This window comes from Pseudomonas sp. GW821-FHT07G06, assembly GCF_058986625.1.
In genome coordinates this window covers 236,088-261,098 of sequence record NZ_JBYSVW010000009.1, presented here as the reverse complement: position 1 = coordinate 261,098, position 25,011 = coordinate 236,088, and the positions used below count along the sequence as shown (strand labels likewise).

General features: G+C 59.7%; 24 protein-coding genes, 4 tRNA genes and 2 pseudogenes. 7 read left to right on the top strand and 23 right to left on the bottom strand.

What is annotated here, in order from left to right; translation table 11 throughout:
- Positions 1 to 205: 205 nt before the first annotated feature.
- Positions 206 to 334 (top strand): annotated as a pseudogene (locus AC3WJW_RS17410) (hypothetical protein); the annotation flags it as partial.
- A gap of 200 nt (positions 335 to 534) precedes the next feature.
- On the opposite strand, the gene AC3WJW_RS17405 reads toward AC3WJW_RS17410, so the two are convergent.
- From AC3WJW_RS17405 to rluD, 7 genes are all read right to left on the bottom strand, one after another.
- Positions 535 to 611: transfer RNA gene (locus AC3WJW_RS17405), tRNA-Pro, on the bottom strand.
- A gap of 95 nt (positions 612 to 706) precedes the next feature.
- Positions 707 to 782 (bottom strand) — tRNA-Lys (locus tag AC3WJW_RS17400).
- A 5-nt stretch (positions 783 to 787) separates the two neighbouring features.
- Positions 788 to 864: transfer RNA gene (locus AC3WJW_RS17395), tRNA-Pro, on the bottom strand.
- Between the two features lie 9 nt (positions 865 to 873).
- A tRNA-Asn gene (locus tag AC3WJW_RS17390) sits at positions 874 to 949 on the bottom strand.
- A 300-nt stretch (positions 950 to 1,249) separates the two neighbouring features.
- Positions 1,250 to 3,814: an ATP-dependent chaperone ClpB gene (gene clpB / locus AC3WJW_RS17385; protein WP_015096877.1), complete on the bottom strand. Its 2,565-nt coding sequence runs from the start codon at positions 3,812 to 3,814 to the stop codon at positions 1,250 to 1,252.
- A gap of 130 nt (positions 3,815 to 3,944) precedes the next feature.
- Positions 3,945 to 4,670 carry a peptidoglycan editing factor PgeF gene (gene pgeF / locus AC3WJW_RS17380; protein WP_493726789.1) on the bottom strand — a complete coding sequence of 242 codons (726 nt, stop codon included), beginning with the start codon at positions 4,668 to 4,670 and terminating at the stop codon, positions 3,945 to 3,947.
- Positions 4,667 to 5,629 carry a 23S rRNA pseudouridine(1911/1915/1917) synthase RluD gene (gene rluD / locus AC3WJW_RS17375; RefSeq protein ID WP_007990414.1) on the bottom strand — a complete coding sequence of 321 codons (963 nt, stop codon included), beginning with the start codon at positions 5,627 to 5,629 and terminating at the stop codon, positions 4,667 to 4,669. Before rluD ends, pgeF begins: the two co-directional genes overlap by 4 nt.
- 151 nt (positions 5,630 to 5,780) lie before the next feature.
- Here rluD and AC3WJW_RS17370 point away from each other — a divergent pair, with 151 nt between their 5' ends.
- From AC3WJW_RS17370 to AC3WJW_RS17355, 4 genes and pseudogenes are all read left to right on the top strand, one after another.
- Positions 5,781 to 6,803: an outer membrane protein assembly factor BamD gene (locus AC3WJW_RS17370; RefSeq protein ID WP_015096879.1), complete on the top strand. Its 1,023-nt coding sequence runs from the start codon at positions 5,781 to 5,783 to the stop codon at positions 6,801 to 6,803.
- A 124-nt stretch (positions 6,804 to 6,927) separates the two neighbouring features.
- Positions 6,928 to 7,161 carry a PP0621 family protein gene (locus AC3WJW_RS17365; RefSeq protein ID WP_015096880.1) on the top strand — a complete coding sequence of 78 codons (234 nt, stop codon included), beginning with the start codon at positions 6,928 to 6,930 and terminating at the stop codon, positions 7,159 to 7,161.
- 69 nt (positions 7,162 to 7,230) lie between these two features.
- Positions 7,231 to 7,509 (top strand): annotated as a pseudogene (locus AC3WJW_RS17360) (hypothetical protein); the annotation flags it as partial.
- Positions 7,506 to 8,843: a sigma-54-dependent transcriptional regulator gene (locus AC3WJW_RS17355; RefSeq protein WP_493726788.1), complete on the top strand. Its 1,338-nt coding sequence runs from the start codon at positions 7,506 to 7,508 to the stop codon at positions 8,841 to 8,843. The pseudogene AC3WJW_RS17360 and the gene AC3WJW_RS17355, both read left to right, overlap by 4 nt.
- Positions 8,844 to 8,934: 91 nt before the next feature.
- Here AC3WJW_RS17355 and thiO read toward each other — a convergent pair whose 3' ends face one another.
- From thiO to AC3WJW_RS17320, 7 genes are read right to left on the bottom strand one after another with little or no spacing between them, the layout of a single operon-like run.
- A complete protein-coding gene (gene thiO / locus AC3WJW_RS17350) occupies positions 8,935 to 10,035 on the bottom strand; it encodes a glycine oxidase ThiO (protein ID WP_493726787.1) in 1,101 nt (366 codons plus the stop codon).
- Between the two features lie 56 nt (positions 10,036 to 10,091).
- Positions 10,092 to 10,493, bottom strand: a complete 402-nt coding sequence (locus AC3WJW_RS17345; RefSeq protein WP_104451407.1) for a type IV pilin protein — start codon at positions 10,491 to 10,493, stop codon at positions 10,092 to 10,094.
- Between the two features lie 14 nt (positions 10,494 to 10,507).
- Positions 10,508 to 10,921 (bottom strand): hypothetical protein, encoded by a 414-nt coding sequence (locus AC3WJW_RS17340; RefSeq protein ID WP_493726786.1) that lies wholly within the window; start codon positions 10,919 to 10,921, stop codon positions 10,508 to 10,510.
- Positions 10,908 to 11,387 (bottom strand): pilus assembly PilX family protein, encoded by a 480-nt coding sequence (locus tag AC3WJW_RS17335; RefSeq protein ID WP_493726785.1) that lies wholly within the window; start codon positions 11,385 to 11,387, stop codon positions 10,908 to 10,910. Before AC3WJW_RS17335 ends, AC3WJW_RS17340 begins: the two co-directional genes overlap by 14 nt.
- Before the next feature lie 10 nt (positions 11,388 to 11,397).
- The gene (locus AC3WJW_RS17330) at positions 11,398 to 12,105 is read right to left on the bottom strand and encodes a PilW family protein (protein ID WP_493726784.1); all 708 of its coding nucleotides are present in this window, start codon (positions 12,103 to 12,105) and stop codon (positions 11,398 to 11,400) included.
- Positions 12,102 to 12,551 (bottom strand): type IV pilus modification protein PilV, encoded by a 450-nt coding sequence (pilV, locus tag AC3WJW_RS17325; protein ID WP_493726783.1) that lies wholly within the window; start codon positions 12,549 to 12,551, stop codon positions 12,102 to 12,104. The genes AC3WJW_RS17330 and pilV overlap by 4 nt, the downstream gene beginning before the upstream one ends.
- On the bottom strand, positions 12,548 to 13,021 hold the full coding sequence (locus tag AC3WJW_RS17320; RefSeq protein WP_493726782.1) for a GspH/FimT family pseudopilin: 474 nt from the start codon (positions 13,019 to 13,021) through the stop codon (positions 12,548 to 12,550). The genes pilV and AC3WJW_RS17320 overlap by 4 nt, the downstream gene beginning before the upstream one ends.
- A gap of 124 nt (positions 13,022 to 13,145) precedes the next feature.
- On the opposite strand from AC3WJW_RS17320, the gene AC3WJW_RS17315 reads away from it, so the two are divergent.
- The gene (locus AC3WJW_RS17315; protein ID WP_493726781.1) at positions 13,146 to 13,685 is read left to right on the top strand and encodes a GspH/FimT family pseudopilin; all 540 of its coding nucleotides are present in this window, start codon (positions 13,146 to 13,148) and stop codon (positions 13,683 to 13,685) included.
- Here the strand turns inward: AC3WJW_RS17315 and ispH are convergent.
- The 6 genes from ispH to murJ form a co-directional block, all read right to left on the bottom strand.
- Entirely contained in the window at positions 13,654 to 14,601 is a 948-nt protein-coding gene (ispH, locus tag AC3WJW_RS17310) for a 4-hydroxy-3-methylbut-2-enyl diphosphate reductase (protein WP_015096888.1), read from the bottom strand. The genes AC3WJW_RS17315 and ispH overlap by 32 nt on opposite strands.
- A gap of 151 nt (positions 14,602 to 14,752) precedes the next feature.
- Complete coding sequence (gene fkpB, locus AC3WJW_RS17305; RefSeq protein WP_172435717.1) at positions 14,753 to 15,190, bottom strand: FKBP-type peptidyl-prolyl cis-trans isomerase; 438 nt, start codon at positions 15,188 to 15,190, stop codon at positions 14,753 to 14,755.
- 7 nt (positions 15,191 to 15,197) lie between these two features.
- Complete coding sequence (gene lspA / locus AC3WJW_RS17300; RefSeq protein ID WP_007970932.1) at positions 15,198 to 15,710, bottom strand: signal peptidase II; 513 nt, start codon at positions 15,708 to 15,710, stop codon at positions 15,198 to 15,200.
- The gene (gene ileS / locus AC3WJW_RS17295; RefSeq protein WP_493726780.1) at positions 15,703 to 18,534 is read right to left on the bottom strand and encodes an isoleucine--tRNA ligase; all 2,832 of its coding nucleotides are present in this window, start codon (positions 18,532 to 18,534) and stop codon (positions 15,703 to 15,705) included. The genes lspA and ileS overlap by 8 nt, the downstream gene beginning before the upstream one ends.
- A 13-nt stretch (positions 18,535 to 18,547) precedes the next feature.
- On the bottom strand, positions 18,548 to 19,486 hold the full coding sequence (gene ribF / locus AC3WJW_RS17290) for a bifunctional riboflavin kinase/FAD synthetase (RefSeq protein WP_007970925.1): 939 nt from the start codon (positions 19,484 to 19,486) through the stop codon (positions 18,548 to 18,550).
- Between the two features lie 129 nt (positions 19,487 to 19,615).
- Positions 19,616 to 21,154, bottom strand: coding sequence for a murein biosynthesis integral membrane protein MurJ (gene murJ / locus AC3WJW_RS17285; RefSeq protein ID WP_493726779.1), 1,539 nt, complete (start codon positions 21,152 to 21,154; stop codon positions 19,616 to 19,618).
- A 252-nt stretch (positions 21,155 to 21,406) separates the two neighbouring features.
- On the opposite strand from murJ, the gene rpsT reads away from it, so the two are divergent.
- Positions 21,407 to 21,685, top strand: coding sequence for a 30S ribosomal protein S20 (gene rpsT, locus AC3WJW_RS17280; RefSeq protein WP_007970922.1), 279 nt, complete (start codon positions 21,407 to 21,409; stop codon positions 21,683 to 21,685).
- 181 nt (positions 21,686 to 21,866) lie between these two features.
- Here rpsT and AC3WJW_RS17275 read toward each other — a convergent pair whose 3' ends face one another.
- The 3 genes from AC3WJW_RS17275 to cgtA form a co-directional block, all read right to left on the bottom strand.
- The gene (locus tag AC3WJW_RS17275; RefSeq protein ID WP_493726778.1) at positions 21,867 to 22,331 is read right to left on the bottom strand and encodes a CreA family protein; all 465 of its coding nucleotides are present in this window, start codon (positions 22,329 to 22,331) and stop codon (positions 21,867 to 21,869) included.
- Positions 22,332 to 22,343: 12 nt separating this feature from the next.
- Entirely contained in the window at positions 22,344 to 23,462 is a 1,119-nt protein-coding gene (gene proB / locus AC3WJW_RS17270; RefSeq protein ID WP_493726814.1) for a glutamate 5-kinase, read from the bottom strand.
- A gap of 133 nt (positions 23,463 to 23,595) precedes the next feature.
- On the bottom strand, positions 23,596 to 24,819 hold the full coding sequence (cgtA, locus tag AC3WJW_RS17265) for an Obg family GTPase CgtA (protein ID WP_008052064.1): 1,224 nt from the start codon (positions 24,817 to 24,819) through the stop codon (positions 23,596 to 23,598).
- Positions 24,820 to 25,011 lie beyond the last annotated feature (192 nt).

Genomic DNA, 25,011 nt, shown 5'->3' with positions numbered 1-25,011 from the left:
CTGATAACTGCCCACTGTAGGAGCTGCCGCAGGCTGCGATCTTTTGACTTTGCTTTTTGAAGGGCAAGATCAAAAGATCGCAGCCTTCGGCAGCTCCTACAGAGGTACGTGTACACCGACTGGGCGGAACCATTGCGGCCGCAGTGCTCACACCAGGAAAAAAAGCCAAAAAAATCCCCGTATCTTTCGATACGAGGATTTTTAAGCGCGGATGTTCTACGTGTCGCTGTACCGCATGCACCAGATGGCACTGTACGGCCCGTTCCGCACGGCGATGCTGATGCTGGGCAGCAAGATCGGACGCGGCACAGAGCCTCGCCTGAAGCTGCACTGATAACTGCCCACTGTAGGAGCTGCCGCAGGCTGCGATCTTTTGACTTTGCTTTTTGAAGGGCAAGATCAAAAGATCGCAGCCTGCGGCAGCTCCTACAGAGGTACGTGTACACCGACCGGGCGGAACCTGCGGCCGCAGTGCTCACATCAGGAAAAAAGCAAAAAAAATCCCCGTATCTTTCGATACGAGGATTTTTAATATGGTCGGGGTAAGGGGATTCGAACTCCTGACATCCTGCTCCCAAAGCAGGCGCGCTACCGGACTGCGCTATACCCCGGTAAAAAAAAGGCACCTTCGAAAGGCGCCTTCTGCGAACAGAGCTTTTGGCGTCTGATCTTAAGATTCGATTCCAGCGCTAACTGGTTTCAAAAATGGTGGGTCGTGTGGGATTCGAACCTACGACCAATTGGTTAAAAGCCAACTGCTCTACCAACTGAGCTAACGACCCAAATATGGTCGGGGTAAGGGGATTCGAACTCCTGACATCCTGCTCCCAAAGCAGGCGCGCTACCGGACTGCGCTATACCCCGGTTTGAAATTGGCTCCGTGACCAGGACTCGAACCTGGGACCCAATGATTAACAGTCATTTGCTCTACCGACTGAGCTATCACGGAACTACACATTTCAATTTACAACTTTGAAGCTTTACTGCGTTCTCTTCGACCCGTTCGCATCGCTGCGTTCGTGTGTCTGAGGCGCGCTATTCTACAATCTTCAGCACCTCTGTCAACCCCCTAAATTGCTTTCAAGTTAATGATTTGCAACTTATTTTGGATTCCTGCTTGGGGAGCGGAAACCCTGGCGGGTGACTGACTGCGGGGCGCACTTTACAAGCCTTTTCCTTTGAGTTCAACAGCCTAACGAAAAAAAGGCCTCGCATTGCGAGGCCTTTTCGATTTTGTTGCCGTTATGGATCAGACGAAGACGATTTCGTCGTTTTCCACCACGCCGTGAGCGGTATCGCCCGGCATGAACCGTCCGGACAGAATCAGCTGCGCCAGCGGGTTCTCGATCCAGCGCTGGATAGCTCGCTTGAGCGGCCGCGCACCGTACACCGGGTCGTAACCGACCGCGATCAGCTTGTCCATGGCCTCAGGGCTGAGCTCAAGCTTCAGCTCGCGCTCGGTCAGGCGGCTACGCAGACGACCCAACTGGATCTCGGTAATGCCGGCGATCTGATCCCGCGCCAACGGTTCGAAAATCACCACTTCGTCGACCCGGTTGATGAACTCCGGCCGGAAGTGGCTGGAAATCGCATCCATCACCGCTGCACGCTGTGCCTCACGATCACCGACCAGTTCCTGGATCTGCACCGACCCCAGGTTGGAGGTCATGACAATCACGGTGTTCTTGAAATCCACCGTGCGGCCATGGCTGTCGGTCAGACGGCCGTCTTCGAGCACTTGCAGCAAGATGTTGAACACATCCGGGTGCGCCTTCTCGACTTCGTCCATGAGGATCACCGAATACGGCTTACGGCGCACTGCCTCGGTCAGGTAACCACCCTCTTCATACCCCACGTAGCCCGGTGGCGCACCGATCAGGCGAGCTACGGAGTGTTTCTCCATGAACTCGGACATGTCGATCCGCACCATCGCCTCTTCGGTATCAAAGAGGAATTCGGCCAGTGCCTTGCACAGCTCGGTTTTACCGACACCGGTCGGGCCGAGGAACATGAACGAGCCGCTCGGGCGATTCGGGTCGGACAACCCGGCACGGGAACGCCGCACCGCGTTGGAAACGGCCACCACCGCTTCATCCTGGCCGATCACACGCTGGTGCAACAGGCTTTCCATCTTCATCAGCTTGTCGCGCTCGCCTTCGAGCATTTTCGACACCGGAATACCGGTCCACTTCGACACGACTTCGGCGATCTCTTCTTCAGTCACCTTGCTGCGCAGCAACTGGTTTTCGGCTTTGCCATGCTGATCGACCATTTGCAGGCTGCGCTCCAGGTCCGGGATCACCCCGTACTGCAACTCGGCCATGCGGTTCAGGTCGCCTTTGCGGCGGGCCGCTTCCAGCTCCTGACGGGACTGCTCGATTTTCTGCTGGATCTGCGCAGAACCCTGGACTTCGGCTTTTTCCGAGTTCCAGATTTCTTCGAGATCCGAGTACTCACGCTCGTGACGAGCGATTTCCTCCTGCAATTTTTCCAGACGCTTCTTCGCCGCGTCGTCGCTTTCTTTCTTCAGCGCCTGGGATTCCACCTTCAGCTGAATCAGGCGACGCTCCAGACGGTCCAGCACTTCGGGCTTGGAGTCGATCTCCATGCGGATGCGGCTGGCAGCTTCGTCGATCAGGTCGATGGCCTTGTCCGGCAACTGCCGGTCAGTGATGTAGCGATGGCTGAGCTTGGCCGCCGCAATGATCGCGCCGTCAGTGATGGCCACCTTGTGGTGAACCTCATAACGCTCTTTGAGACCACGCAGGATGGCGATGGTGTCTTCTTCGCTCGGTTCGTCCACCAGCACTTTCTGGAAACGTCGCTCGAGAGCGGCGTCCTTCTCTATGTATTGGCGGTATTCGTTCAGCGTGGTGGCACCCACGCAGTGCAGCTCACCTCGGGCCAGGGCTGGCTTGAGCATGTTGCCCGCATCCATCGAGCCTTCGCCTTTACCGGCGCCGACCATGGTGTGCAGTTCGTCGATGAACAGGATGATCTGCCCTTCCTGCTTCGACAGCTCATTGAGCAGGGATTTCAGGCGCTCTTCGAACTCACCACGATACTTGGCACCGGCAATCAGCGCCCCCATGTCCAGGGACAACAGACGCTTGCCCTTGAGGCCATCCGGCACTTCGCCATTGATGATGCGCTGGGCCAGGCCTTCGGCGATGGCGGTTTTACCCACGCCAGGCTCACCGATCAGCACCGGGTTGTTCTTGGTTCGACGTTGCAGCACCTGGATGGTCCGGCGAATTTCATCGTCACGACCGATCACCGGATCGAGCTTGCCGTCTTCGGCGCGCTTGGTCAGGTCGACGGTGTACTTGTCCAGAGCCTGGCGTGCTTCCTCGTGGTTCGGGTCGTTGACGGCCTCGCCACCGCGCAGGTTGTTGATCGCGTTTTCCAGGGCTTTCTTGCTCACGCCCTGGCCGAGCAACAGCTTGCCGAGCTTGCTGTTCTCGTCCATGGCGGCGAGCAGCACCAGTTCGCTGGAGATGAACTGGTCGCCCTTCTGCTGGGCCAGACGGTCAGCCTGGTTGAGCAGGCGCGCCAAATCCTGCGACATATTCACATCGCCGGTCGGGTTCTGGATTTTCGGTAGCTGGTCGAGCTCTTTGGTCAGCTCTTTACGCAGACTGTTGACGTCGAAGCCCACCTGCATCAACAGGGGCTTGATCGAGCCGCCCTGCTGCTCGAGCAAGGCTTGCATCAAGTGCGCCGGTTCAATGGCCGGATGATCGTGGCCGACAGCCAGGGATTGGGCATCGGACAACGCTAACTGCAATTTGCTGGTTAAACGGTCTATACGCATGGGTCACCTTCCTTTTGAGCAGGCCGGACCTATAAAACATCCTGAATGAAGAAACCTGCCAGATACCACAATAGATGTGGTCGATTCTGGGAGTTTCAAGCGTCGTGACGTTGATGCAGGTCAGGCAAGTCTAGCGGTCGAGCCAGATAAGGGAGGCAAACCGACCAGTGCGTGATGCACGGCGGTAAGAAAAGAAGCGCGGATCGCTGACGGTACAGAAACCGCCGCCGTAGACCGCGGTTACACCACAAGCTGCCAGGCGCAAGCGCGCCAGCCTATAGATGTCGGCCATGAACTTGCCGGGGTTCTGACTCGGCACAAAAGCCTCAGCGGCTTGCGGCAACTGCTGAACGAAGGTCTCGCGCACTTCCGGGCCGACTTCAAAGGCCTGCGGGCCGATGGCCGGGCCGAGCCAGACCAGTACTTCGGCGGATGGCACATTGAGGCTGTCGAGAGTCGCTTCCAGCACACCTGCTGCCAATCCACGCCAACCGGCATGGGCTGCCGCGACACGCGTCCCGGCACGATCGCAAAACAGCGCAGGCAGGCAATCCGCAGTCATCGCTGCGCAGGCAACACCCGGCGTTGATGTCCAGCTGGCATCAGCCGTGTCCACCCGGCCCGGATCGGCATGAGCCACGACAATGCCGTGGACCTGCTGCAGCCAGGCCGGCTGAATGGAGAAATGATCGGTTAGACGACGGCGATTCTCGGCAACCGCTTCAGGGTTGTCGTCGACGTGATCGCCGAGGTTGAGGCTGTCGAACGGCGCCACACTGACACCGCCCGCACGGGTGGTCACACAGGCTTTGACCCCGGCCGGCGCGGGCCAGTCAGGAATCAGCCAGTCACTCATCCGATGAACGCCTCGCGGTCTTGCTTGAGCAGGGTCAACAGCCAGACGAAGTCTTCCGGCAACGGCGATTCCCAACTCATGCGCTTACCGGTGGTCGGATGATCCAGTTCCAGGAAACGCGCATGCAGCGCCTGACGCGGGAAGTTCTTCAGCGACTCGACCATGGTCGGGTTGGCGGCCGGCGGAATACGGAAGCGACCGCCGTAGGCGGGATCTCCGACCAACGGGTAGTTGATGTGCGCCATGTGCACGCGAATCTGGTGCGTACGACCGGTTTCCAGCTTCACCCGCACATGAGTGTGGGAGCGGAAGCGCTCGAGCACGCGGTAATGGCTGACGGCTTGCTTGCCACCTTCCATCACGGCCATGCGCTGGCGTTGCTGGCCGTGACGACCGATCGGCGCGTTGATCTTGCCACCGGCTGTCACCACACCGATCACGATGCACTCGTAGATCCGGCTGACGCTGCGGCTCTGCAACTGTGTCACCAGCTGCGTCTGCGCTTGTATGGTCTTGGCCACCACCATCAGACCGGTGGTGTCCTTGTCCAGGCGATGCACGATACCGGCGCGGGGCACATTGATGATGTCCGGCACGTGGTGCAGCAAGGCGTTGAGCAAGGTGCCGTCGGCATGACCGGCAGCCGGGTGCACCACCAGGCCCGCAGGCTTGTTGATCACCAGGATGTCGTCGTCTTCGTAGACGATGTCCAGGGCTATGTCTTGAGCGACCCATTCGCCCTGAGCTTCCTGCTCGGCAGTCAACTCAAGGATGGCGCCGCCATGGACGATGTCTCGCGGGCGGATAACCGCCCCATCCACAGTCAGGCGGCCGTCTTTGATCCAGGCGGAAAGGCGCGAGCGCGAGTGCTCAGCGAATAATTGTGCGGCGACTTGATCGAGGCGTTGGCCGCCCAATTCGGACGGCACCTCTGCGCGAAGTTCAATTTTATCGGACATGCTCAGACTAGGCGTCGGCACAGCCTTTGGTTTCGGCTGCGCGCTTGTGGTTAAATACGGCGTCTTTTGCCCCGAGGCTATTCAACGGGGCGCTCATCATAACAGGACGGCCACGCCCAAGACAGCGGCCGTCATAGGGACGCAAGCCGCCATGCAAGTGAAACACCTGCTGCTGATCGCCATCCTCGCATTGACCGCTGCTTGCTCATCGAAGGAAGTCGTAGACGAAAACCTCAGTGAAGTCGAGCTGTACCAACAGGCTCAAAATGACCTGGACAACAGTAGCTACACCTCCGCCATCGCCAAGCTGAAGGCTCTGGAGTCGCGTTATCCGTTCGGTCGCTATGCCGACCAGGCGCAACTCGAACTGATCTACGCCAACTACAAGAACACCGAGCCAGAAGCGGCCAAGTCCGCGGCTGAGCGCTTCATTCGTCTGCACCCACAGCATCCGAACGTCGATTATGCCTACTACCTCAAGGGCCTGACTTCTTTCGACCAGGACGTCGGCCTGCTGGCGCGTTTCCTGCCGCTGGACATGACCAAGCGTGACCCGGGCGCCGCCCGCGACTCCTATAACGAGTTCGCCCAGCTGACCAGCCGCTTCCCGAACAGCCGTTACGCACCAGACGCCAAGCAGCGCATGATTTACCTGCGCAACCTGCTGGCGGCCTACGAAATTCACGTGGCCGACTACTACCTGACCCGTCAGGCCTATGTCGCGGCGGCAAACCGCGGTCGTTACGTGGTGGAAAACTTCCAGGAAACCCCTTCGGTCGGCGACGGCCTGGCGGTGATGACCGAGGCCTATCAGCGCCTGCACCTGGACGAACTGGCTGCCACCAGCCTGGAAACCCTGAAGCTCAACTACCCGAACCACCCGACGCTGGTAGACGGCCAGTTCGTGCCGACCGTGGCCGAAGCCGACAACCGCTCGTGGCTGAGCAAGGCGACCCTGGGCCTGATCGAATCCCGTCCGCCGCTGCCACCGGGCGAAACCCGCGCCAACCAGGACGTACAGAAGCAGTTCCAGGACGCCAAGGATGCGATTCCATCCGAACTCAAGCCAAAAGACGACAATGGCGACGTGATCGAAGAAGAAAATCACGAAGCGGAAGGCAACAACAGCGACCGCTCGTGGTTCAGCTACATGACCCTCGGCGTGTTCGACTGATACCTCGCGCTGTGCAAAAGGGAGACTCTCGGGTCTCCCTTTTTTATTTCAGTGTTTTATTACACTGTGCGCCTGTCAGGTCCTTGGCTAAACTGCCGGATCATCAGTCGAAAAGCAGCTCACCATGCTTCGTTTATTGTTCTGGATTGCCCTGATTGCCGCTGCCGTATGGTTCTGGCGCAAATTCAAGGGTCAGGCTTCCACCCCCAGGTCCCCTGCCGAACGGGAAGCGGCGCCCATGGTCCGCTGCGCCCATTGCGGTGTTCACCTGCCCCGTGACCGCGCGCTGAGTCTCGACCAGCGGTGGTATTGCAGCCAGGCTCATCTCGAGCAGGACAAGGACTCCAGCGACCGCTGACACTCCCCCGAATTGGCGGCCGATCGAGGACTATCGCTGGCACCCAAGGAACTGAAAGGCATCGAGTGACGTCTGACGCAGATTATTCAAGACCTCTCTCTGCGAATGAACCGGGTAATCGAAAACGTCCTGTACCTGCAGCGCCGCGCGCAAATGTCGCCGCCATGGCTTGACCTGAAATCACTGGAAATACTCCATCCCGAAGCCCCTGCCCCGTCTATCACGGGCCCGGGGCTTTATCTGTCCGGCCAGCCGGGCGAAAGCACTCCGTCCCGCCTAGACTTCAAGGCACGCCAGGAAAGCGGCTGCTTTTGCATGACCTTTGCTCACGGACGGAACCTAGTTTGAACACGAGACCACGACAAAAAGTCTTGATCGTCGATGACGAACCAGACATACGCGAACTCCTGGAAATCACCCTGGGAAGGATGAAACTGGAGACGTTCAACGCCCGCAATGTCGGCGAAGCGCAATCGCTGCTGAAAAGCGAAACATTCGATCTCTGCCTGACCGACATGCAATTGCCGGATGGCACCGGCCTGGAATTGGTGCAGCACATCCAGCAACGTCACCCTCAGGTCCAGGTGGCGATGATCACCGCCTATGCCAGTCTCGAAACCGTTATCAATGTGCTCAAGGCCGGAGCATTCGACTTCCTCACCAAACCGGTGGACCTTACACGCCTGCGTGAACTGGTCACAAACGCCCTGCTGCTTCCTGCCCGCGGGGTCGACATCGATCGCCGGTTGCTGGGCGACTCTTTACCCATGCGCAACCTGCGTAAACACATCACCAAACTGGCCAACAGCCATGCGACGGTATACATCAGCGGAGAATCCGGCAGTGGCAAGGAATTGGTCGCGCGCCTGATCCATGATCAAAGCCCCCGCGCCAAGCAGCCGTTCATTGCGATCAACTGCGCGGCGATTCCCTCGGAACTGTTGGAGAGCGAGTTTTTCGGCCATCGCAAAGGCAGCTTCAGCGGCGCCATCGAAGATAAACCCGGTCTGTTCCAGACAGCTCACGGCGGCACCCTGCTCCTCGACGAAGTGGCCGACCTGCCGCTGGCAATGCAAGTCAAACTGCTACGCGCCATTCAGGAGAAAGCCGTACGCAGTGTCGGCGGGCAGCAGGAAGTGGCGGTGGATGTGCGCATTCTCTGCGCCACACACAAGGACCTTGGCGCCGAAGTCGCCGCCGGGCGATTTCGGCATGATCTTTACTACCGTCTGAATGTGATCGAACTCCGGGTGCCGCCCTTGCGCGAGCGTCGTGATGACATCGAGGTGCTGGCCAGCCACATACTCAAGCGTCTGGCCGCCGATACGGGCCAAACGGCAGCCAGACTCCACCCCCAAGCCCTCGATGCACTGAAAAGCTATCGCTTCCCGGGCAACGTGCGGGAACTGGAAAATATGCTCGAACGTGCTCACACCTTGTGCGAGGACAATCAGATCGAAGCCGGTGACCTGCGCCTGGCTGAAGGCAATTGCGCAGCTGAAGGTGGAATGCCGGACCTGACCCGGATAGATAATCTGGACACCTATCTGGAAAACGTTGAACGCCAACTGCTGCTCCAGGCCCTGGAAGAAACCCGCTGGAACCGCACGGCGGCGGCTCAGCGGTTGAATCTGTCGTTCAGGTCGATGCGTTACAGGCTCAAGAAATTAGGGCTGGATTGAGGCCTTAAAAAGATCGCAGCCTGCGGCAGCTCCTACATGGGAGCGCACCTCCTGTAGGAGCTGCCGCAGGCTGCGATCTTTTGTGCTTTGTTCAAAGTCTTCCGACAGGCGCATAAGGCGTCGGATCGATAATCGGCGTACGACCCAGCATCACATCGGCAAACAACTGACATGACGCCGGCGCCAACACCAGTCCGTTACGGTAATGCCCACAGTTGAGCCAGAGCCCCTCAAACCCCGGCACCGGGCCGATATAGGGAATGCCCTCGGGTGATCCCGGGCGCAATCCGGCCCAGTGCCCCACCACTTCGGCATCGGCCAGTGCCGGGATCAACTCCACCGCCGACGCCTTCAGGCTTTCCAGTGCCGCCCCGGTCGGCGTCTTGTCAAAACCTTCATGCTCCAGCGTACTGCCGATCAGTATGTGTCCGTCGCGCCGGGGAATCGCATAACGACCCTTGGCCAGGACCATGCTTGGCAGGAAATCCGCCGCGCACTTGTAGAGAATCATCTGCCCTTTCACCGGCTCGACCGGTAGCGTCAGATCAAGACGCTTGAGCAAATCACCGCTCCAGGCTCCCGCCGTCAGGACGACTTGATCGCCGAGAACAGCACCTGTGGCGGTCTGCACGCCGACCACTTTGTTGCCGTCACGAACAAACCCGCTGACTTCGCACTGCTCATGGATCGTCACGTTCGGCAGCGCCAGCAACGCGGCCTTGAGCGACTTCACCAGACGCGGGTTACGCACGTTGGCGACGTCGGCCATGTAGATCGCCCGGGAAAAACCGCTGCCCAGCACTGGCACCGCGTCGTGTGCCGCCGAGATATCAACGGCACTCAACGGACGATGTTCCCGGGCGGCCCATGCCAGCGCTTCAGCCTCGTCATCCAGATCCAGCCAATACAGACCGGTGGTATGCACTTCAGGATCAACACCGGTGGCGGCGAACAAGCGCTCGCCCAGTTGTGGATAAAAGTCCTGGGACCAGTGAGCCAACGCGGTGACCGCCGGGCTGTAGCGCCACGGGTAAAGCGGCGAAACGATGCCGCCACCGGCCCAGGACGACTCCTGCCCGACGTTCGAGCGATCCAGCAGCACAATGCTTTGCACTTCGGAGGCGAGATTGAAGGCCGTCAGCAAGCCAATCACCCCACCGCCGACAATCACCACTTGCTGTTGCCTGGTCATGTTCTGATCCAATCGTTAAATAGACAGAGGGTGCAAAAGGCACCCGAAAAAGAAACTCAGCGCCCCCAGCAGTCTTTGCTGGTCAGGCCGGACTTCGCATTGACCATACCCAACACACCGGTGTTGGTGATGGTCAGATCACCGCATTTGTCAGTGGCCATGCTTGAGTCAGCCTTGCGTACCGCCGTCAGCAGAAAGGTCTGGTCGGTCAGGGCTGGAGTGATGCTGTAGTAGTCATTGCCGGCGCTGAGGCCCGTCGCATCGGTGTAGACATTTTTCTGCGAGTAGAAGCGCTCCAGGAGCTGCGCCTGCTCCGAAAGCAGACCCGCCACTTCCGCGCGACGGCCCTTGTTCAGGTACTCGGTGAAACTCGGGGCGGCAATGGTCATGACAATCCCGATGATCGCAATCACGATCATGATTTCGATCAGGGTAAAACCGCGGTTGGAACTACGCATGCCTCAACTCTCACTTACTGTATTTGTCGCCACATGATGCGACGGCTGCCGCCGGATTTTTCCATCCCCGGCGTATCGTCGCCAGTGGAATCGTTTACGGCCCCGCCATTGTCACCGGTATCCTGGGTCGAATGCTCTCCGACGAAGATCACACCCTCGGACAGCGTGTCGAGGTTGTCGACCACTCCATCGGCGTTGCTGTCGAGCATCTTAACGCTGATTGCTTCGGGCAGCTTCAGGCAGACGGCCTTCAAGCCCTGATTGCCATGATAGAAACCGTACCAGTTGCCATTCGCCAGACAGGTTGGCCGGTTCAGCGCTGGCGAATCCGCTGGCGTGGCTGCATGCGCCGACATCGACAGGTCAAGCGCGACCACAACACCGAACAGGCGTGACCATAACCTGCCAGGTCGCTCAGTACTTCGCATAGATACTCTCCACCACACTGCGCGAATGCCCCGCGATGCCGACTGCGGTTACCCGATACAAGGTCGCCGGGGTATTGATTGGCACATTCACCGCATCCTGGCTGACACCGATTTTTTGCACGCCATAAAAGCCCTTGCCCGATGCGATCCAGGTCACTCCGGAAGTGGCGTTGAACCCGGCTGCGGTAATAGTCGAGGACTCGGACGGTGGTGCACATTGAACGATGCCGCTGCAAACAGGTAACGCATAACTGTCCCGTTGCACGCCACTCTCGCCCACCCGCAATGCTGCCTCGGCGCTCTGAAACGACTGGTTGTGCAAGGCGACGCTACCGGCCATTTTTTCCTGCAGGGTCGCGCTCTGCATCGAGGAGAGGCCAATCAGCGTCAGCAAGAGCAAGAACACTAGACTGACCAGCAGCGCCATGCCGCGCTGGGAATAATACGTCATGGGAGAACGACTCAATGGCATCCCCTCATGGCAAGCGGTTGCGCAGAGCGGCAACCACGTTGAAGGTTTGATCACTCACCCGGCGGCTCGGATCGGTGAGGGTCAGGCTCAGGCGTACGCTCCGAATCAGCGCGGGGTCCGGTGGGTTGCTGCTGTAGCGGGATGCAGCCAGATCAGTGGCCGTGCTGGCCAAGCCGAAGCTCACGTCGAAAGCGCCGACATTGTCCACCAGTACCTGGTCTGCTGCGGCCCCGCCCTTCATGAGCAATTGGTTGTTACTGAACCTGTAAGTCAGCCGCCGGATCGGAAATGCCTGCTGCCCTGCCGCTGGCGTCCGGCCTTCACTGTAGGCCGTCGAATGGGTTCTACAATCGGAAAGCACAGTCCAGTCCGGCTTGTCGCCATTGCTGCCGACATCCGACATCACCAGCGTCAACTGGCGGCCGCCGTTGTCCCAACGAATCGGCGTTGTACGACTGGTATGGAAATCACCGTTCTTACTTGAATCAGTGATCGTTTCCAGACAACCGAACATCCCGACCATGCGGATTTCCTTAATCATTTTGCTCAACACAAAACGCGCATCCTCCTGCATGTTCGCGGCCGCATTCTGACTGAGATAGGTGTTCTTGGCCGCGATGAAAACCTGCACCACGCCGAGCACCACGATCAGGCTCAATGCCAGGGCAATCAGCAACTCGACCAGGCCAAAGCCTTTGCTGCAACGAATCATGGGGTCGCCCCCGGATCGACGGCTGTGCGGCTGGTCAGGACGAAGCTGCGCCGCGAGTCGGCAGTATTCGCGGCCCGTGAGTCGTCCCAGTTGATCGTGATGGTGTACAGCTGCTGGTTGACGGTGACCCTGCCGGTCGCGGTGGCGCCGAGTGAGCTGACAATGTTGGCGTTGAAGTCAAAGAGGTCCTGATCCCGGGCAACGTCCGGATTGCCCGAAGCCGGAGGCGCAATGGTGTAGTCCGCAACGGCATTGGCACGAATGCGGTCCAGCATGTCGTAGGCGATAAAACTGGCCTGACTGGTCATTCGCGCGCTGTCCGTGTACTTCAGCGCATTGAGCTGAAACGCCGCTGCGCCCAGCAACCCCACTCCCAGAATGACTAACGCCACCAGGACTTCGACCAGCGTCATGCCCTCCTGCGAGCCTTGCATCCCTGCCCTCATCCGCAACGTCCACCCAATAGAATTCGTCCGTTCAAACACACTGTCAGCGTCCTGCTTTGTGCTCCCCGCCCATAGCTGATCACCACCTCCGAGGACGGCGATGACAATCCGCCCAGACTGTTGAAATCGATGGCAGTGACGCCAGAGGTTAGCGCCAGAATTGCGCCGCTGCTCATTGCCGGAACAACCCGCAATACATTGGCCAAAGCGCCAGTACCGTCGTAAATCGCCAGCTCCCCACTCCAGGCATCCCCGCCGGCTGTCGGCCGCACCCGCGTGGTATTGCCCCGATCGATGGCTTCGAGCCGGGCCACATTCAACGCTCGCCGCAGGTCCGCGATTTCGGTATCAGCCCTGGTTGTTTGCGTCGAGCGGGTAAACGCCGGGACGGCCATAGTCAGCAGGATCAGAAGAATCGCCAGCGCGATCAGCAACTCGATCAGCGTGAAACCTTTTGTACGATGCTCCATCGGGCCCTTCTGTTTCCTTCGGCTATACCTGCTGTTGCGCAGCACAACGTTCGAACGATGCTGTGCGTTGCCATTTCTCGCGCACGGATTGCGCGAGCCACAGCACGCCACGGAGGGAAATATCATGCGGCAACACGGCTTCAGCCTGATCGAACTGCTCATGGGACTGGCAATTACAGGAATTGTTCTGCTTCTGGTGACTCCGGCGTTCGCAACGCTGATCGAGTCGAACCAAAGACAGCAAGCGGCGCAGGTTCTTTTCAGTGGTATTCGCACCGCCCGGAGCGAAGCCATCGTCCGCAACCAGGCCGTGGTGATTCACGGCATCAATGGCGACTGGAGCCAAGGCTGGCGGATGATCCTGGATATCAGCGGCAAGGGGGAGATGGACAGCGACAATCCACTGTTGGCCGAACGCCAGAGCGGCGCACGCGTGTCGATTGCAGGGAACGGTTCGGTCGAAAGCTCAATACGATTCAGAGGTCAGGGCGAAGCACTGATCGGAGGCACATTACACATTTGCGCCGCTCGCGAGCCGGTAAGCCGACATCAAGTGGTCTTGGCACGGACCGGTCGCGTCAGCCTGCGCAACGACAAGGTTGAGCAGGCGTTATGCGAGAAAAGGACTGAATTCAGAGCAACGAGCGAACGCGCAGTTCTTTAGGCATCGAGAACGTGATGTTCTCCTCGCGACCGGCCAGTTCATCGGCACCGGTGGCGCCCCAGGCCTGCAACTGCTGGATCACGCCGCGCACCAGGACTTCCGGGGCGGATGCGCCAGCGGTGATGCCAATACGCTCGACGCCGTCGAACCAGCTCTTTTGCAGGTCTTCGGCACCGTCGATCAGGTAGGCCGGAGTGGACATGCGCTCTGCCAGCTCGCGCAAGCGATTGGAGTTGGAGCTGTTCGGGCTGCCGACCACCAGCACCACGTCGCACTCGTCGGCCAGTTGCTTGACCGCGTCCTGACGGTTTTGCGTGGCGTAGCAAATGTCATCCTTGCGCGGTCCACCGATGGCCGGAAAGCGTGAACGCAGAGCGTCGATAACGCGACTGGTATCGTCCATCGACAAGGTGGTCTGGGTCACGAAGGCGAGCTTTTCAGGGTTGTTCACCTGCAACGCCGCGACATCTTTCTCGTCTTCGACCAGGTAGATCGCGCCACCGTTGCTGGCATCGTACTGGCCCATGGTGCCTTCGACTTCCGGGTGACCGGCGTGGCCGATGAGAATGCACTCTCGGCCGTCACGGCTGTAGCGCGCCACTTCGATGTGGACTTTGGTCACCAGCGGGCACGTGGCATCGAACACTTTCAGCCCGCGGCCAGCCGCTTCGCTGCGCACGGCCTGGGAAACGCCGTGTGCACTGAAGATCACAATGACGTCGTCCGGCACCTGATCCAGCTCTTCGACGAAGATCGCACCACGGGAGCGCAGGTCTTCGACGACAAATTTGTTGTGGACCACTTCGTGGCGCACGTAGATCGGCGGCCCGAAAACTTCCAGGGCGCGGTTGACGATTTCGATCGCCCGGTCCACACCGGCACAGAAGCCACGGGGGTTGGCGAGTTTGATTTGCATGCTGTGCCTCGTGTCTTGCGCGCGAAAACAATGAAAAACACTGTGGGAGCGAGCCTGCTCGCGAAAGCGGTGTGTCAGACGACATCAATATTGAATGTCAGTCAGCCTTCGCGAGCAGGCTCGCTCCCACACTTTGACCCTGTCCGGTCAGTTACAGCGCTTTGACGGAAATGATTTCCACGTCAAAAGTCAGCGTCTTGCCCGCCAGCGGGTGGTTGAAGTCGATGGTCACTTGCGCGTCGTCGAACTCTTTCACCACGCCCGGCAGTTCAGTATTGGCCGCATCGTTGAAGATCACCAGCAAACCCGGCGACAGTTCCATGTCTGCAAACTGCGAGCGCGGAATGATCTGCACGTTTTGCGGGTTCGGCTGGCCGAACGCGTTTTCCGGCTCGATGCTCAGTGTACGCTTGTCACCGGCCTTGAAACCGAACAGGGCTGCTTCGAAACCTGGCAACAGGTTGCCATCACCGACCTTGAAGGTCGCCGGGGCTTTGTCGAAGGTGCTGTCCACCGTGTCGCCGTTCTCCAGGCGCAATGCGAAATGCAAGGTGACTTCCGTGTTCTGGCCGATGCGTTGCTCAGCCAATACCTGTTCAGTCATGAACGGTTTCTCCGGTCTTTTTACTTTTGAACATATCCAGTGCCAGCATCACCGCACCAACGGTAATTGCGCTGTCGGCAAAGTTGAACGCCGGGAAATACCAGCGGTTCTGCCAATGCACCAGGATGAAATCGATCACATGGCCCAGGGCAATGCGGTCATACAGGTTGCCCAGCGCGCCACCGAGCACCAGCGCCAGCGCGACCGCCAGCCAGGTCTCGTTGCGCCCCAGACGCTTGAGCCACACCACCAGCACAGCACTGACCACCACCGCGATCAAGGCGAACAGCCAGCGCTGCCAGCCGGAGCTGTCAGCCAGGAAGCTGAACGCCGCGCCAGTGTTGTAGGCCAGGGTCCAGCTGAAGTAATCGGGGATGATCACGATCTGCTGGTACATCTGGAGCTTGCCTTCGAAGTAGAACTTGCTCGCCTGGTCGATGACCAGGACCAGCAAACTCAACCAGAGCCAGCTCAGCCGTCCGAAACGGCCAACGGCATTAGGCATAGTGACGGACCTCGCCAGCGCCGCTGATGTTGTCCACGCAACGACCGCAGATTTCCGGATGTTCCGGATTCACGCCGACGTCTTCGCGGCAGTGCCAGCAACGGGCGCATTTGGCGTGGGCCGACTTGACGATCTTCAGCTTCAGGCCGCTGACTTCAGTGACGACCGCGTCCTCTGGTGCCTTCACAAACGGGGCAACGCTGGCAGTCGAGGTGATCAGCACGAAACGCAGTTCGTTGCTCAGCTTCGCCAGGTCGGCAGTCAGCGCGTCTTCGGCGAACAGCGTCACTTCGGCTTGCAGGTTGCCACCGACAGCCTTGGCTGCACGCTGGATTTCCATCTCTTTGTTGACCGCAACCTTCACTTCCATGATGCGGTCCCAGTAGGCGCGACCCAGCTCGAAGCCTTCCGGCAGTTCGCTCAGGCCTTCGTACCAGGTGTTGAGCATGACGGACTCGTTACGCTCGCCCGGCAGGTACTGCCACAGTTCGTCGGCGGTGAACGCCAGGATCGGCGCGATCCAGCGCACCAGCGCCTCGGAGATGTGGAACAGCGCGGTCTGGCACGAACGGCGGGCCTTGCTGTCGGCGCCGGTGGTGTACTGGCGGTCCTTGATGATGTCGAGATAGAAGCCACCCAGCTCCTGCACGCAGAAGTTGTGGATCTTCGAGTACACGTTCCAGAAGCGGTATTCGCTGTAGTGCTCTTGCAGCTCACGCTGCAGCAGCAGGGTGCGATCCACGGCCCAACGGTCCAGCGCCAGCATTTCTTCGGCCGGCAGCAGGTCGGTGGCCGGGTTGAAACCGGTCAGGTTCGACAGCAGGAAGCGCGCGGTGTTACGGATACGCCGGTAGGCGTCCGCACTGCGTTGCAGGATCTGCTCGGAAACCGCCATTTCACCCGAGTAATCGGTCGAGGCAACCCACAGGCGCATGATGTCGGCGCCCAGGGTGTCGTTGACTTTCTGCGGCGCGATCACGTTGCCCAGGGACTTGGACATCTTGCGGCCGGACTCGTCGACGGTGAAACCGTGGGTCAGCAGTTCGCGGTACGGCGCGTGGTTGTCGATGGCGCAACCGGTCAGCAGCGACGAGTGGAACCAGCCGCGGTGTTGGTCCGAGCCTTCCAGGTACAGGTCGGCGCGCGGGCCGGTTTCGTGGCCCATCGGGTGCGAACCGCGCAGGACGTGCCAGTGCGTGGTGCCCGAATCGAACCAGACGTCCAGGGTGTCGCTGATCTTGTCGTACTGCGGCGCTTCGGCGCCCAGCAGCTCGGCGGCGTCCAGCTTGAACCAGGCTTCGATGCCTTCGACTTCGACGCGCTTGGCAACTTCTTCCATCAGCTCGACGGTGCGTGGGTGCAGCTCGCCGCTTTCCTTGTTCAGGAAGAACGGGATCGGCACACCCCAGTTGCGCTGACGGGAGATGCACCAGTCCGGACGGTTGGCGATCATCGAGTGCAGGCGCGCCTGGCCCCAGGCCGGGACGAACTGCGTGTCTTCAATGGCCTTGAGCGAGCGCTGGCGCAGGGTGTCGCCGGTGGTCGGCTGCTTGTCCATGCCGATGAACCACTGCGCGGTGGCGCGGTAGATCAGCGGGGTCTTGTGGCGCCAGCAGTGCATGTAGCTGTGTTCGATGATGGTGGTGTGCAGCAGCGCACCGACTTCGGTCAGCTTGTCGACAATGGCCGGGTTGGCCTTCCAGATGAACTGGCCGCCGAAGAATTCCAGCGACGGCACATAAACGCCGTTGCTTTGTACCGGGTTGAGGATGTCGTCGTTGACCATGCCGTACTTCTTGCAGGTCACGAAGTCGTCCACGCCATAGGCCGGTGCGGAGTGAACCACGCCAGTACCGGCGCCCAGCTCGACGTAGTCGGCCAGGTAAACCGGCGACAGGCGGTCATAGAACGGGTGACGGAAGTTGATCAGTTCCAGCGCCGAGCCAGCGGCGGTAGCGATCACCGAACCTTCCAGCGAGTAGCGCGCCAGGCACGACTCGACCAGCTCTTCAGCCAGCACCAGCAGTTTGTCGCCGGCGTCGACCAGGGCGTAGTTGAATTCCGGGTGGACGTTCAACGCCTGGTTGGCCGGGATGGTCCACGGGGTGGTGGTCCAGATCACGATCGAGGCCGGTTTGCCCAGGGCAGGCAGACCGAAGGCGGCAGCCAGCTTGGCTTCGTCGGCAATCGGGAAGGCCACGTCGATGGTCGAGGACTTTTTGTTCTCGTACTCGACTTCCGCTTCAGCCAGGGCCGAACCGCAGTCGAAGCACCAGTTCACGGGCTTCAAGCCCTTGAACACGAAACCGCCCTTGACGATTTCAGCCAGGGCACGGATTTCCCCGGCCTCGTTCTTGAAGTCCATGGTCTTGTACGGGTTGGCGAAGTCGCCCAGCACGCCCAGACGGATGAACTCGGATTTCTGCCCTTCGATCTGCTCGGTGGCATAGGCGCGGCACAGTTCGCGGGTCTTGTCCGCGCCCAGGTTCTTGCCGTGGGTCACCTCGACCTTGTGCTCGATCGGCAGGCCGTGGCAGTCCCAGCCCGGGACATAAGGCGCGTCGAAGCCCGACAGGGTCTTCGAGCGGATGATCATGTCCTTGAGAATCTTGTTCAGCGCATGACCGATGTGAATCGTGCCGTTGGCGTACGGAGGGCCGTCGTGCAATACGAACTTCGGACGATCCTTGCCAATCTCGCGCAACTTTCCGTACAGGCCAATACTGTCCCAGCGCTGCAGGATCTGCGGTTCGCGCTGTGGCAGGCCGGCCTTCATTGGGAAGGCGGTGTCCGGAAGGTTTAGCGTGGCTTTATAGTCGGTCATTTAAGGCTCTTCATTAGCGATGGGCGCTAGGTGCGGCTAGTGCACGGGCGGCGGCGACATCCGCGCTGATCGCCGTTTTCAGTGCCTCCAGAGAGGCGAAACGCTGCTCTTCACGCAGCTTGTGGTGGAAAACCACCGTTAAACGCCGGTCATACAGATCGCCGGCAAAATCTAAAAGATGCACTTCCAGGTGGGCTTTGCCATCACCTTGAACCGTGGGCCGCACGCCGATATTGGCGACGCCGGGCCAGGTCTTGCCATCGATCTCGACGTCCACCAGGTAAACCCCGGTAAACGGTACGCGACGGCGCTTGAGTTGTATGTTGGCCGTGGGCGTACCCAACTGCCGAGCGAGCTTCTGGCCATGCAATACGCGACCAGCAATCCGGTACGGCCGCCCGAGGAGGCGTTCGGCCAGGGCGAAATCCGCGGCGGCCAGGGCATTGCGGACCTGTGTGCTGCTGACCCGGATGCCATCCAGCTCGACGGTTTGTGCCGCTTCGACGGTAAATCCCTGAAGGATGCCGGCCTGTAGCAGGAAATCGAAATCTCCCGCGCGGTCACAGCCGAAACGGAAGTCATCACCGACCTCCAGGTGCTGGACACCCAGGCCATCGACCAGAATGGTGTCGACGAACTCGCTGGCGCTGAGCTTGCTCAGGCGCTGGTTGAAAGCCAGGCACAGAACGCGGTCTACGCCTTCGGCGGCCAACAATTGCAGCTTGTCCCGCAGACGGGCCAGACGGGCCGGTGCAGTCTCCGGAGCGAAGAACTCGCGCGGTTGCGGCTCGAAAATCACCACGCAACTGGGCACGCCCAACTCGAGCGCACGCTCACGCAGTCGCGCCAGGATAGCCTGGTGGCCACGGTGTACACCGTCAAAGTTGCCAATAGTGGCGACACAGCCCCGATGCTGGGGGCGCAGATTGTGGAGGCCTCGAACCAGCTGCATAACGCGCTTCTTGCTCATAAAGTGGTCGATTATAACCACACCCGGCGGCCGACGACAGGCAACACCGTAACCCAAAGTGATCGAGCCGACAAAACCGCCGGCCCGCCCGTGTTTATCGAGGCCGGAACCTCAGCCAAGCGTCTTGCGATTGAAGTCGCGCAAACGGAAGCCCATCAACACTAACATGCCGAAATAGGCCACCACACCGGCAACGACCAAGGCACCCAGACGCAGGAAACGCTCAAGCATCTGCCCCTCACCCCAGGCCGGCATGAAATGCATCCCTGCCAGCAACACGCCAGACATCACCACCACCGCAATCACCAGCTTGAAGCCGAACTTTGCCCAGCCCGGTTGCGGCTGGTACATCTGCTGTTTACGCAGCTGATAAAAGAGCAACCCCGCATTGAGGCAGGCGCCGGCGCTGATGGCGAGCGCCAGGCCCGCGTGAGCCAGAGGACCAATCAGCAACAGGTTAAACAACTGAGTGACGACCAGCGTGAAAATTGCGATTTTCACCGGCGTGCGGATGTTTTGTTGCGCATAAAAGCCCGGCGCCAGCACTTTGATCACGATAATCCCGAGCAACCCCACGGAATAGGCGATCAACGCACGCTGGGTCATGGCCGCATCATGGGCATCGAACTGACCATACTGGAACAGGGAAACCGTCAGCGGCTCGGCCAGAATCCCCAGCGCCAGGGCGCAAGGCAATACCAGCACGAAGCACAGACGCAGGCCCCAATCGAGGATGCGCGAGTATTCGTGGCGATCCTTGCTGGCGTAGGTCTTGGCCAGGGTCGGCAGCAGAATTGTCCCCAGCGCCACGCCCAACACCCCGGACGGCAGCTCCATCAAACGGTCGGCGTAGTACATCCACGACACGGAACCGGCAACCAGGAAAGACGCGAAGATCGTGTTGATGATCAGCGAAATCTGGCTCACCGAGACACCGAGAATGGCCGGCAACATTTGCTTCATGACGCGCCACACACCGCTGTCACGCAGGTTCAGGCGCGGCAGTACGAGCATGCCGATCTTTTTCAGGTGCGGTAGCTGATAGAGCAACTGCGCCAGGCCGCCGACCAGTACCGCCCAGCCGAGCGCCATGACGGGCGGATCGAAGTACGGCGTCAAAAACACCGAAAAGATGATCATGCTGACGTTCAGCAGGGTCGGCACGAAGGCCGGCACCGAAAAGCGGTTCCAGGTATTGAGGATCGCGCCGGCCAACGACGACAGGGAAATCAGCAGGATGTAGGGAAAGGTCACCCGCAACAGACTGGAGGTCAGTTCGAATTTTTCCGGTGTGTCGGTGAAACCCGGCGCGGTGACCCAGATGACCCACGGCGCGGCGATCATGCCCAGCGCCGTGACCAGCGCCAGTACCAGCGTCAGCAGGCCCGAAACGTAGGCGATGAAGGTACGCGTCGCCTCTTCACCCTGCTGGCTTTTATATTCGGCAAGAATCGGCACGAACGCCTGGGAAAACGCCCCCTCGGCAAAGATTCGCCGCAGCAGATTGGGCAATTTGAAGGCGATAAAGAAAGCGTCAGTCGCCATTCCTGCGCCAAATGTGCGCGCGATGAGGGTGTCTCGGACAAACCCCAGAATCCGGGAAAGCATCGTGATAGAGCTGACGGCGGCCAACGATTTGAGCAGATTCATGGAAAGAGTTTGTGCCTGTCGATAAACAGCAGGCGAACTAAGCGCCTACTTGTGCGATACTCCGCGCCGCAACAGCACAGAGCCAAAGCTCGCGAGTTTACAGGTCACACGCCGGAAAGAAATATCCCGTCGCACCACGCCTACCACTTAGCGGAACGTTTCAAGCGCCCTTGACAAGACTTCAACTCATCGGCATGATTCGCGGCCTATTTTGTTTGCTATTTCCTAAAAAGTCTTTCGAGGAGCTCGACGGTGGCCAACTCACCTTCCGCCAAAAAACGTGCAAAACAGGCTGAGAAGCGTCGCAGCCACAACGCCAGCCTGCGTTCCATGGTTCGTACCTACATCAAGAATGTAGTTAAGGCCATCGACGCAAAAGACGCTGCCAAAGCTCAAGCCGCTTACGTTCTGGCTGTGCCAGTTATCGACCGTATGGCCGATAAAGGCATCATCCACAAGAACAAGGCCGCTCGTCATAAGAGCCGCCTGAATGGCCACGTGAAGGCCCTGAACGTTGCCGCTGCTGCCTAAGCGACACGCTCATTAAAAAACCGACCTCAGGGTCGGTTTTTTATTGCCTGCGATTTGATGAACACATAAAAAACTGTGGGAGCGAGCTTGCTCGCGATGACGGATTAACATTCAGCACTTGTGCTGGCTGGATATCCGCTATCGCGAGCAAGCTCGCTCCCACAGTTTGATTTGCGTGAAATTACTGGGCGTGCGCCCACGGCAAGATCGGAATCGCCGTCACCGCATTCTGCGGACTACCCTCGATCAAGCGATCGCTGTACACCAAGTACACCAGCGTATTGCGCTTCTTGTCGAGGAAGCGCACCACCTGCATGGTCTTGAACACCAGGGACGTACGCTCCTTGAACACCTCGTCACCATCCTTGAGTTCACCCCTGAAGCTGATCGGCCCGACCTGCCGGCAGGCGATGGACGCCTCGGCACGATCTTCGGCCAATCCAAGACCCCCCTTGACCCCGCCCGTCTTGGCGCGCGACAGGTAGCAGGTCACACCCTCGACCTTGGGATCATCAAAAGCCTCGACCACGATCCGGTCATTTGGCCCGACGAACTTGAACACCGTCGACACCTGGCCGATTTCCTCGGCCGAAGCCAGCAGCGGCATCGCCAACAGCAATCCCAACCATCCTTTTGCCACGCGCATTCAGGTATTCCTTCAGACCAGGATCAGGTTATCGCGGTGAACCAGTTCCGGCTCCGCCATGTAACCCAGCAGACCGACAATCGCCTCGGACGACTGACCGATGATTTTTTGCGCTTCCAGCGCACTGTAGTTGGCCAGGCCGCGGGCAATCTCACGACCGTCCGGCGCCACGCAGACCACCATCTCGCCGCGACGGAAGCTGCCCTGCACCAATTTGACCCCGACCGGCAGCAAGCTCTTGTTGCCCTGGGACAACGCGGTCACCGCGCCAGCATCCAGCACCAGGGTGCCACGGGTTTGCAGATGACCGGCCAGCCACTGCTTGCGTGCCGCCAGCATGCCGCGCTCCGGCGACAGCAGGGTGCCGATGCGCTCGCCCGCCTTGAGGCGATCCAGCACACGCTCAAGCCGCCCACCGACGATGATGGTGTGAGCGCCGGAACGGGCCGCCAGACGCGCCGCGCGCAGCTTGGTCTGCATACCGCCACGCCCCAGCGCCCCACCCGTACCGCCCGCCACCGCATCGAGTGCCGGATCATCGGCACGCGCTTCATAAATCATCTGGGCATCCGGATTATTGCGCGGATCGGCGTCGAACATGCCATCGCGATCCGTCAGGATCACCAGCAAATCCGCCTCGACCAGGTTCGCCACCAGCGCCGCCAGGGTGTCGTTGTCGCCGAATCGGATTTCGTCGGTGACCACGGTGTCATTCTCGTTGATGACCGGAATGACCTTGAGCTCGACCAATGCGCGCAAGGTGCTGCGGGCGTTCAGGTAGCGCTTGCGGTCGGACAGGTCGTCGTGGGTCAGGAGAATCTGCGCGGTATGCCGACCATGCTCGGCAAAGCTCGACTCCCAGGCCTGCACCAGCCCCATCTGGCCGATTGCAGCAGCGGCCTGAAGCTCGTGCATCGCACTGGGTCGCGAAGTCCAGCCCAAGCGGCTCATACCGGCCGCCACCGCCCCGGAGGACACCAGCACCAGCTCGACACCCGCCTCATGCAAGGCCACCATCTGCTCAACCCAGACACCCATTGCCGCGCGATCCAGGCCCTTGCCGTCCGCCGTCAGCAAAGCGCTGCCGATCTTCACGACCCAACGCTGCGCACCTGTCACCTTGCTCCGCATCATCTTCAACCTTAGCTTGAGGACAGCGCGACCTGGCACTGCCCGTGACGTTATTCGTGGCTATTCGCGACCAACGATTTACAGATACTAAAACGCCGCTCGATTGAGCGGCGCTTAAGTTTATCGCAACGAATCAGTCACGCACGTAAATGATTTCCGGACCGTCTTCGTCATCCACATCTTCTTCGTCCCAATCATCGTCACCGATGTCGTGGACCGACTTCACGCCGCTGCGACGCAGGGCACGCTTGTCATCCAGCGCCTGCAGCTGAGCGCGAGCTTCGTCTTCGATGCGCTGATCGAGATCGGCCAGCTCCTCCTTGTATGCCGGGTCATTGGCCAGGCGATCAGCACGATCTTCCATGTAACGCATGATGTCGTGGCACAGACGCTCGGTACCGAGCTTGGAGATGGCCGAGATCACGTAGACCGGACCGGTCCACTCCAGGCGATCGACGATTTCCTTGACGCGAGCATCGTGCTCCTCATCAAGAATCTGGTCGCACTTGTTCAGGACCAGCCAGCGATCACGCTCCGCCAGGGACGGGCTGAACTTGATCAGCTCGTTGACGATCACTTCAGCGGCATCCGGTGCGCTGGCGTCATCCAGCGGTGCCATGTCCACGAGGTGCAGCAGCAGACGCGTACGCGCCAAGTGCTTGAGGAAGCGAATGCCCAGACCCGCACCTTCGGAAGCGCCCTCGATCAAACCCGGAATATCGGCAATGACGAAGCTCTTCCAGCGATCGACGCTGACCACACCCAGGTTCGGCACCAGCGTGGTGAACGGGTAGTCGGCAACTTTCGGCTTGGCAGCCGAAACCGAGCGGATAAAGGTACTTTTACCGGCGTTCGGCAAACCCAGCAGACCGACGTCAGCCAGCACTTTCATTTCCAGCTTCAGGTCGCGCTGCTCACCCGGCTTGCCCGGAGTAGTCTGGCGCGGCGCACGGTTGGTACTGGATTTGAAACGGGTATTGCCCAGACCGTGCCAGCCGCCCTGCACTACCATCAATTTCTGACCGGCCTTGGTCAGGTCGCCGATGACTTCCTGAGTCGCGGAGTCGATCACCGTGGTGCCGACCGGAACGCGCAGGATCAGGTCTTCACCCTTCTTGCCGGTGCAGTCGGTGCTGCCGCCGTTGGAGCCACGCTCGGCATCGAAGTGCCGGGTGTAACGGTAGTCCACCAGGGTATTGAGGTTTTCGTCGGCCATCATGTAGATGGAACCGCCATCACCACCATCACCACCGTTCGGACCACCGTTTTCGATGAATTTTTCGCGACGGAAACTCATGGCGCCATTGCCGCCGTCACCAGCCTTTACTCGAATCGATACTTCATCAACAAACTTCATAACAAACGCCTCTCGCCATACGGACGAGCCGAAAAACAATCAAGACATAAGACTCTTGCAAAAATGAGCGCAGCGACCCCAAACCACGACACCTACATCGTACGCCGACAGCCCATACAAACAGCTTTGCAAGAGACTCACCCCACAAACGAAAAAGCCCCGTCGCGAGACAGGGCTTTTCCAGCGATCGCG

What these genes read in the sequence shown, in the direction of transcription:
- ribF (WP_007970925.1), bottom strand. Translation starts at nt 19,486, where the DNA reads ATGCAGCTGGTTCGAGGCCTCCACAATCTGCGCCCCCAGCATCGGGGC.
- clpB (WP_015096877.1), bottom strand. Translation starts at nt 3,814, where the DNA reads ATGCGTATAGACCGTTTAACCAGCAAATTGCAGTTAGCGTTGTCCGAT.
- ispH (WP_015096888.1), bottom strand. Translation starts at nt 14,601, where the DNA reads ATGCAAATCAAACTCGCCAACCCCCGTGGCTTCTGTGCCGGTGTGGAC.
- AC3WJW_RS17320 (WP_493726782.1), bottom strand. Translation starts at nt 13,021, where the DNA reads ATGGAGCATCGTACAAAAGGTTTCACGCTGATCGAGTTGCTGATCGCG.
- AC3WJW_RS17340 (WP_493726786.1), bottom strand. Translation starts at nt 10,921, where the DNA reads ATGCGAAGTACTGAGCGACCTGGCAGGTTATGGTCACGCCTGTTCGGT.
- proB (WP_493726814.1), bottom strand. Translation starts at nt 23,462, where the DNA reads ATGCGGAGCAAGGTGACAGGTGCGCAGCGTTGGGTCGTGAAGATCGGC.
- thiO (WP_493726787.1), bottom strand. Translation starts at nt 10,035, where the DNA reads ATGACCAGGCAACAGCAAGTGGTGATTGTCGGCGGTGGGGTGATTGGC.
- AC3WJW_RS17330 (WP_493726784.1), bottom strand. Translation starts at nt 12,105, where the DNA reads ATGATTCGTTGCAGCAAAGGCTTTGGCCTGGTCGAGTTGCTGATTGCC.
- rluD (WP_007990414.1), bottom strand. Translation starts at nt 5,629, where the DNA reads ATGTCCGATAAAATTGAACTTCGCGCAGAGGTGCCGTCCGAATTGGGC.
- AC3WJW_RS17315 (WP_493726781.1), top strand. Translation starts at nt 13,146, where the DNA reads ATGCGGCAACACGGCTTCAGCCTGATCGAACTGCTCATGGGACTGGCA.
- cgtA (WP_008052064.1), bottom strand. Translation starts at nt 24,819, where the DNA reads ATGAAGTTTGTTGATGAAGTATCGATTCGAGTAAAGGCTGGTGACGGC.
- murJ (WP_493726779.1), bottom strand. Translation starts at nt 21,154, where the DNA reads ATGAATCTGCTCAAATCGTTGGCCGCCGTCAGCTCTATCACGATGCTT.
- ileS (WP_493726780.1), bottom strand. Translation starts at nt 18,534, where the DNA reads ATGACCGACTATAAAGCCACGCTAAACCTTCCGGACACCGCCTTCCCA.
- AC3WJW_RS17365 (WP_015096880.1), top strand. Translation starts at nt 6,928, where the DNA reads ATGCTTCGTTTATTGTTCTGGATTGCCCTGATTGCCGCTGCCGTATGG.
- lspA (WP_007970932.1), bottom strand. Translation starts at nt 15,710, where the DNA reads ATGCCTAATGCCGTTGGCCGTTTCGGACGGCTGAGCTGGCTCTGGTTG.
- AC3WJW_RS17345 (WP_104451407.1), bottom strand. Translation starts at nt 10,493, where the DNA reads ATGCGTAGTTCCAACCGCGGTTTTACCCTGATCGAAATCATGATCGTG.
- AC3WJW_RS17275 (WP_493726778.1), bottom strand. Translation starts at nt 22,331, where the DNA reads ATGCGCGTGGCAAAAGGATGGTTGGGATTGCTGTTGGCGATGCCGCTG.
- pgeF (WP_493726789.1), bottom strand. Translation starts at nt 4,670, where the DNA reads ATGAGTGACTGGCTGATTCCTGACTGGCCCGCGCCGGCCGGGGTCAAA.
- pilV (WP_493726783.1), bottom strand. Translation starts at nt 12,551, where the DNA reads ATGAGGGCAGGGATGCAAGGCTCGCAGGAGGGCATGACGCTGGTCGAA.
- AC3WJW_RS17370 (WP_015096879.1), top strand. Translation starts at nt 5,781, where the DNA reads ATGCAAGTGAAACACCTGCTGCTGATCGCCATCCTCGCATTGACCGCT.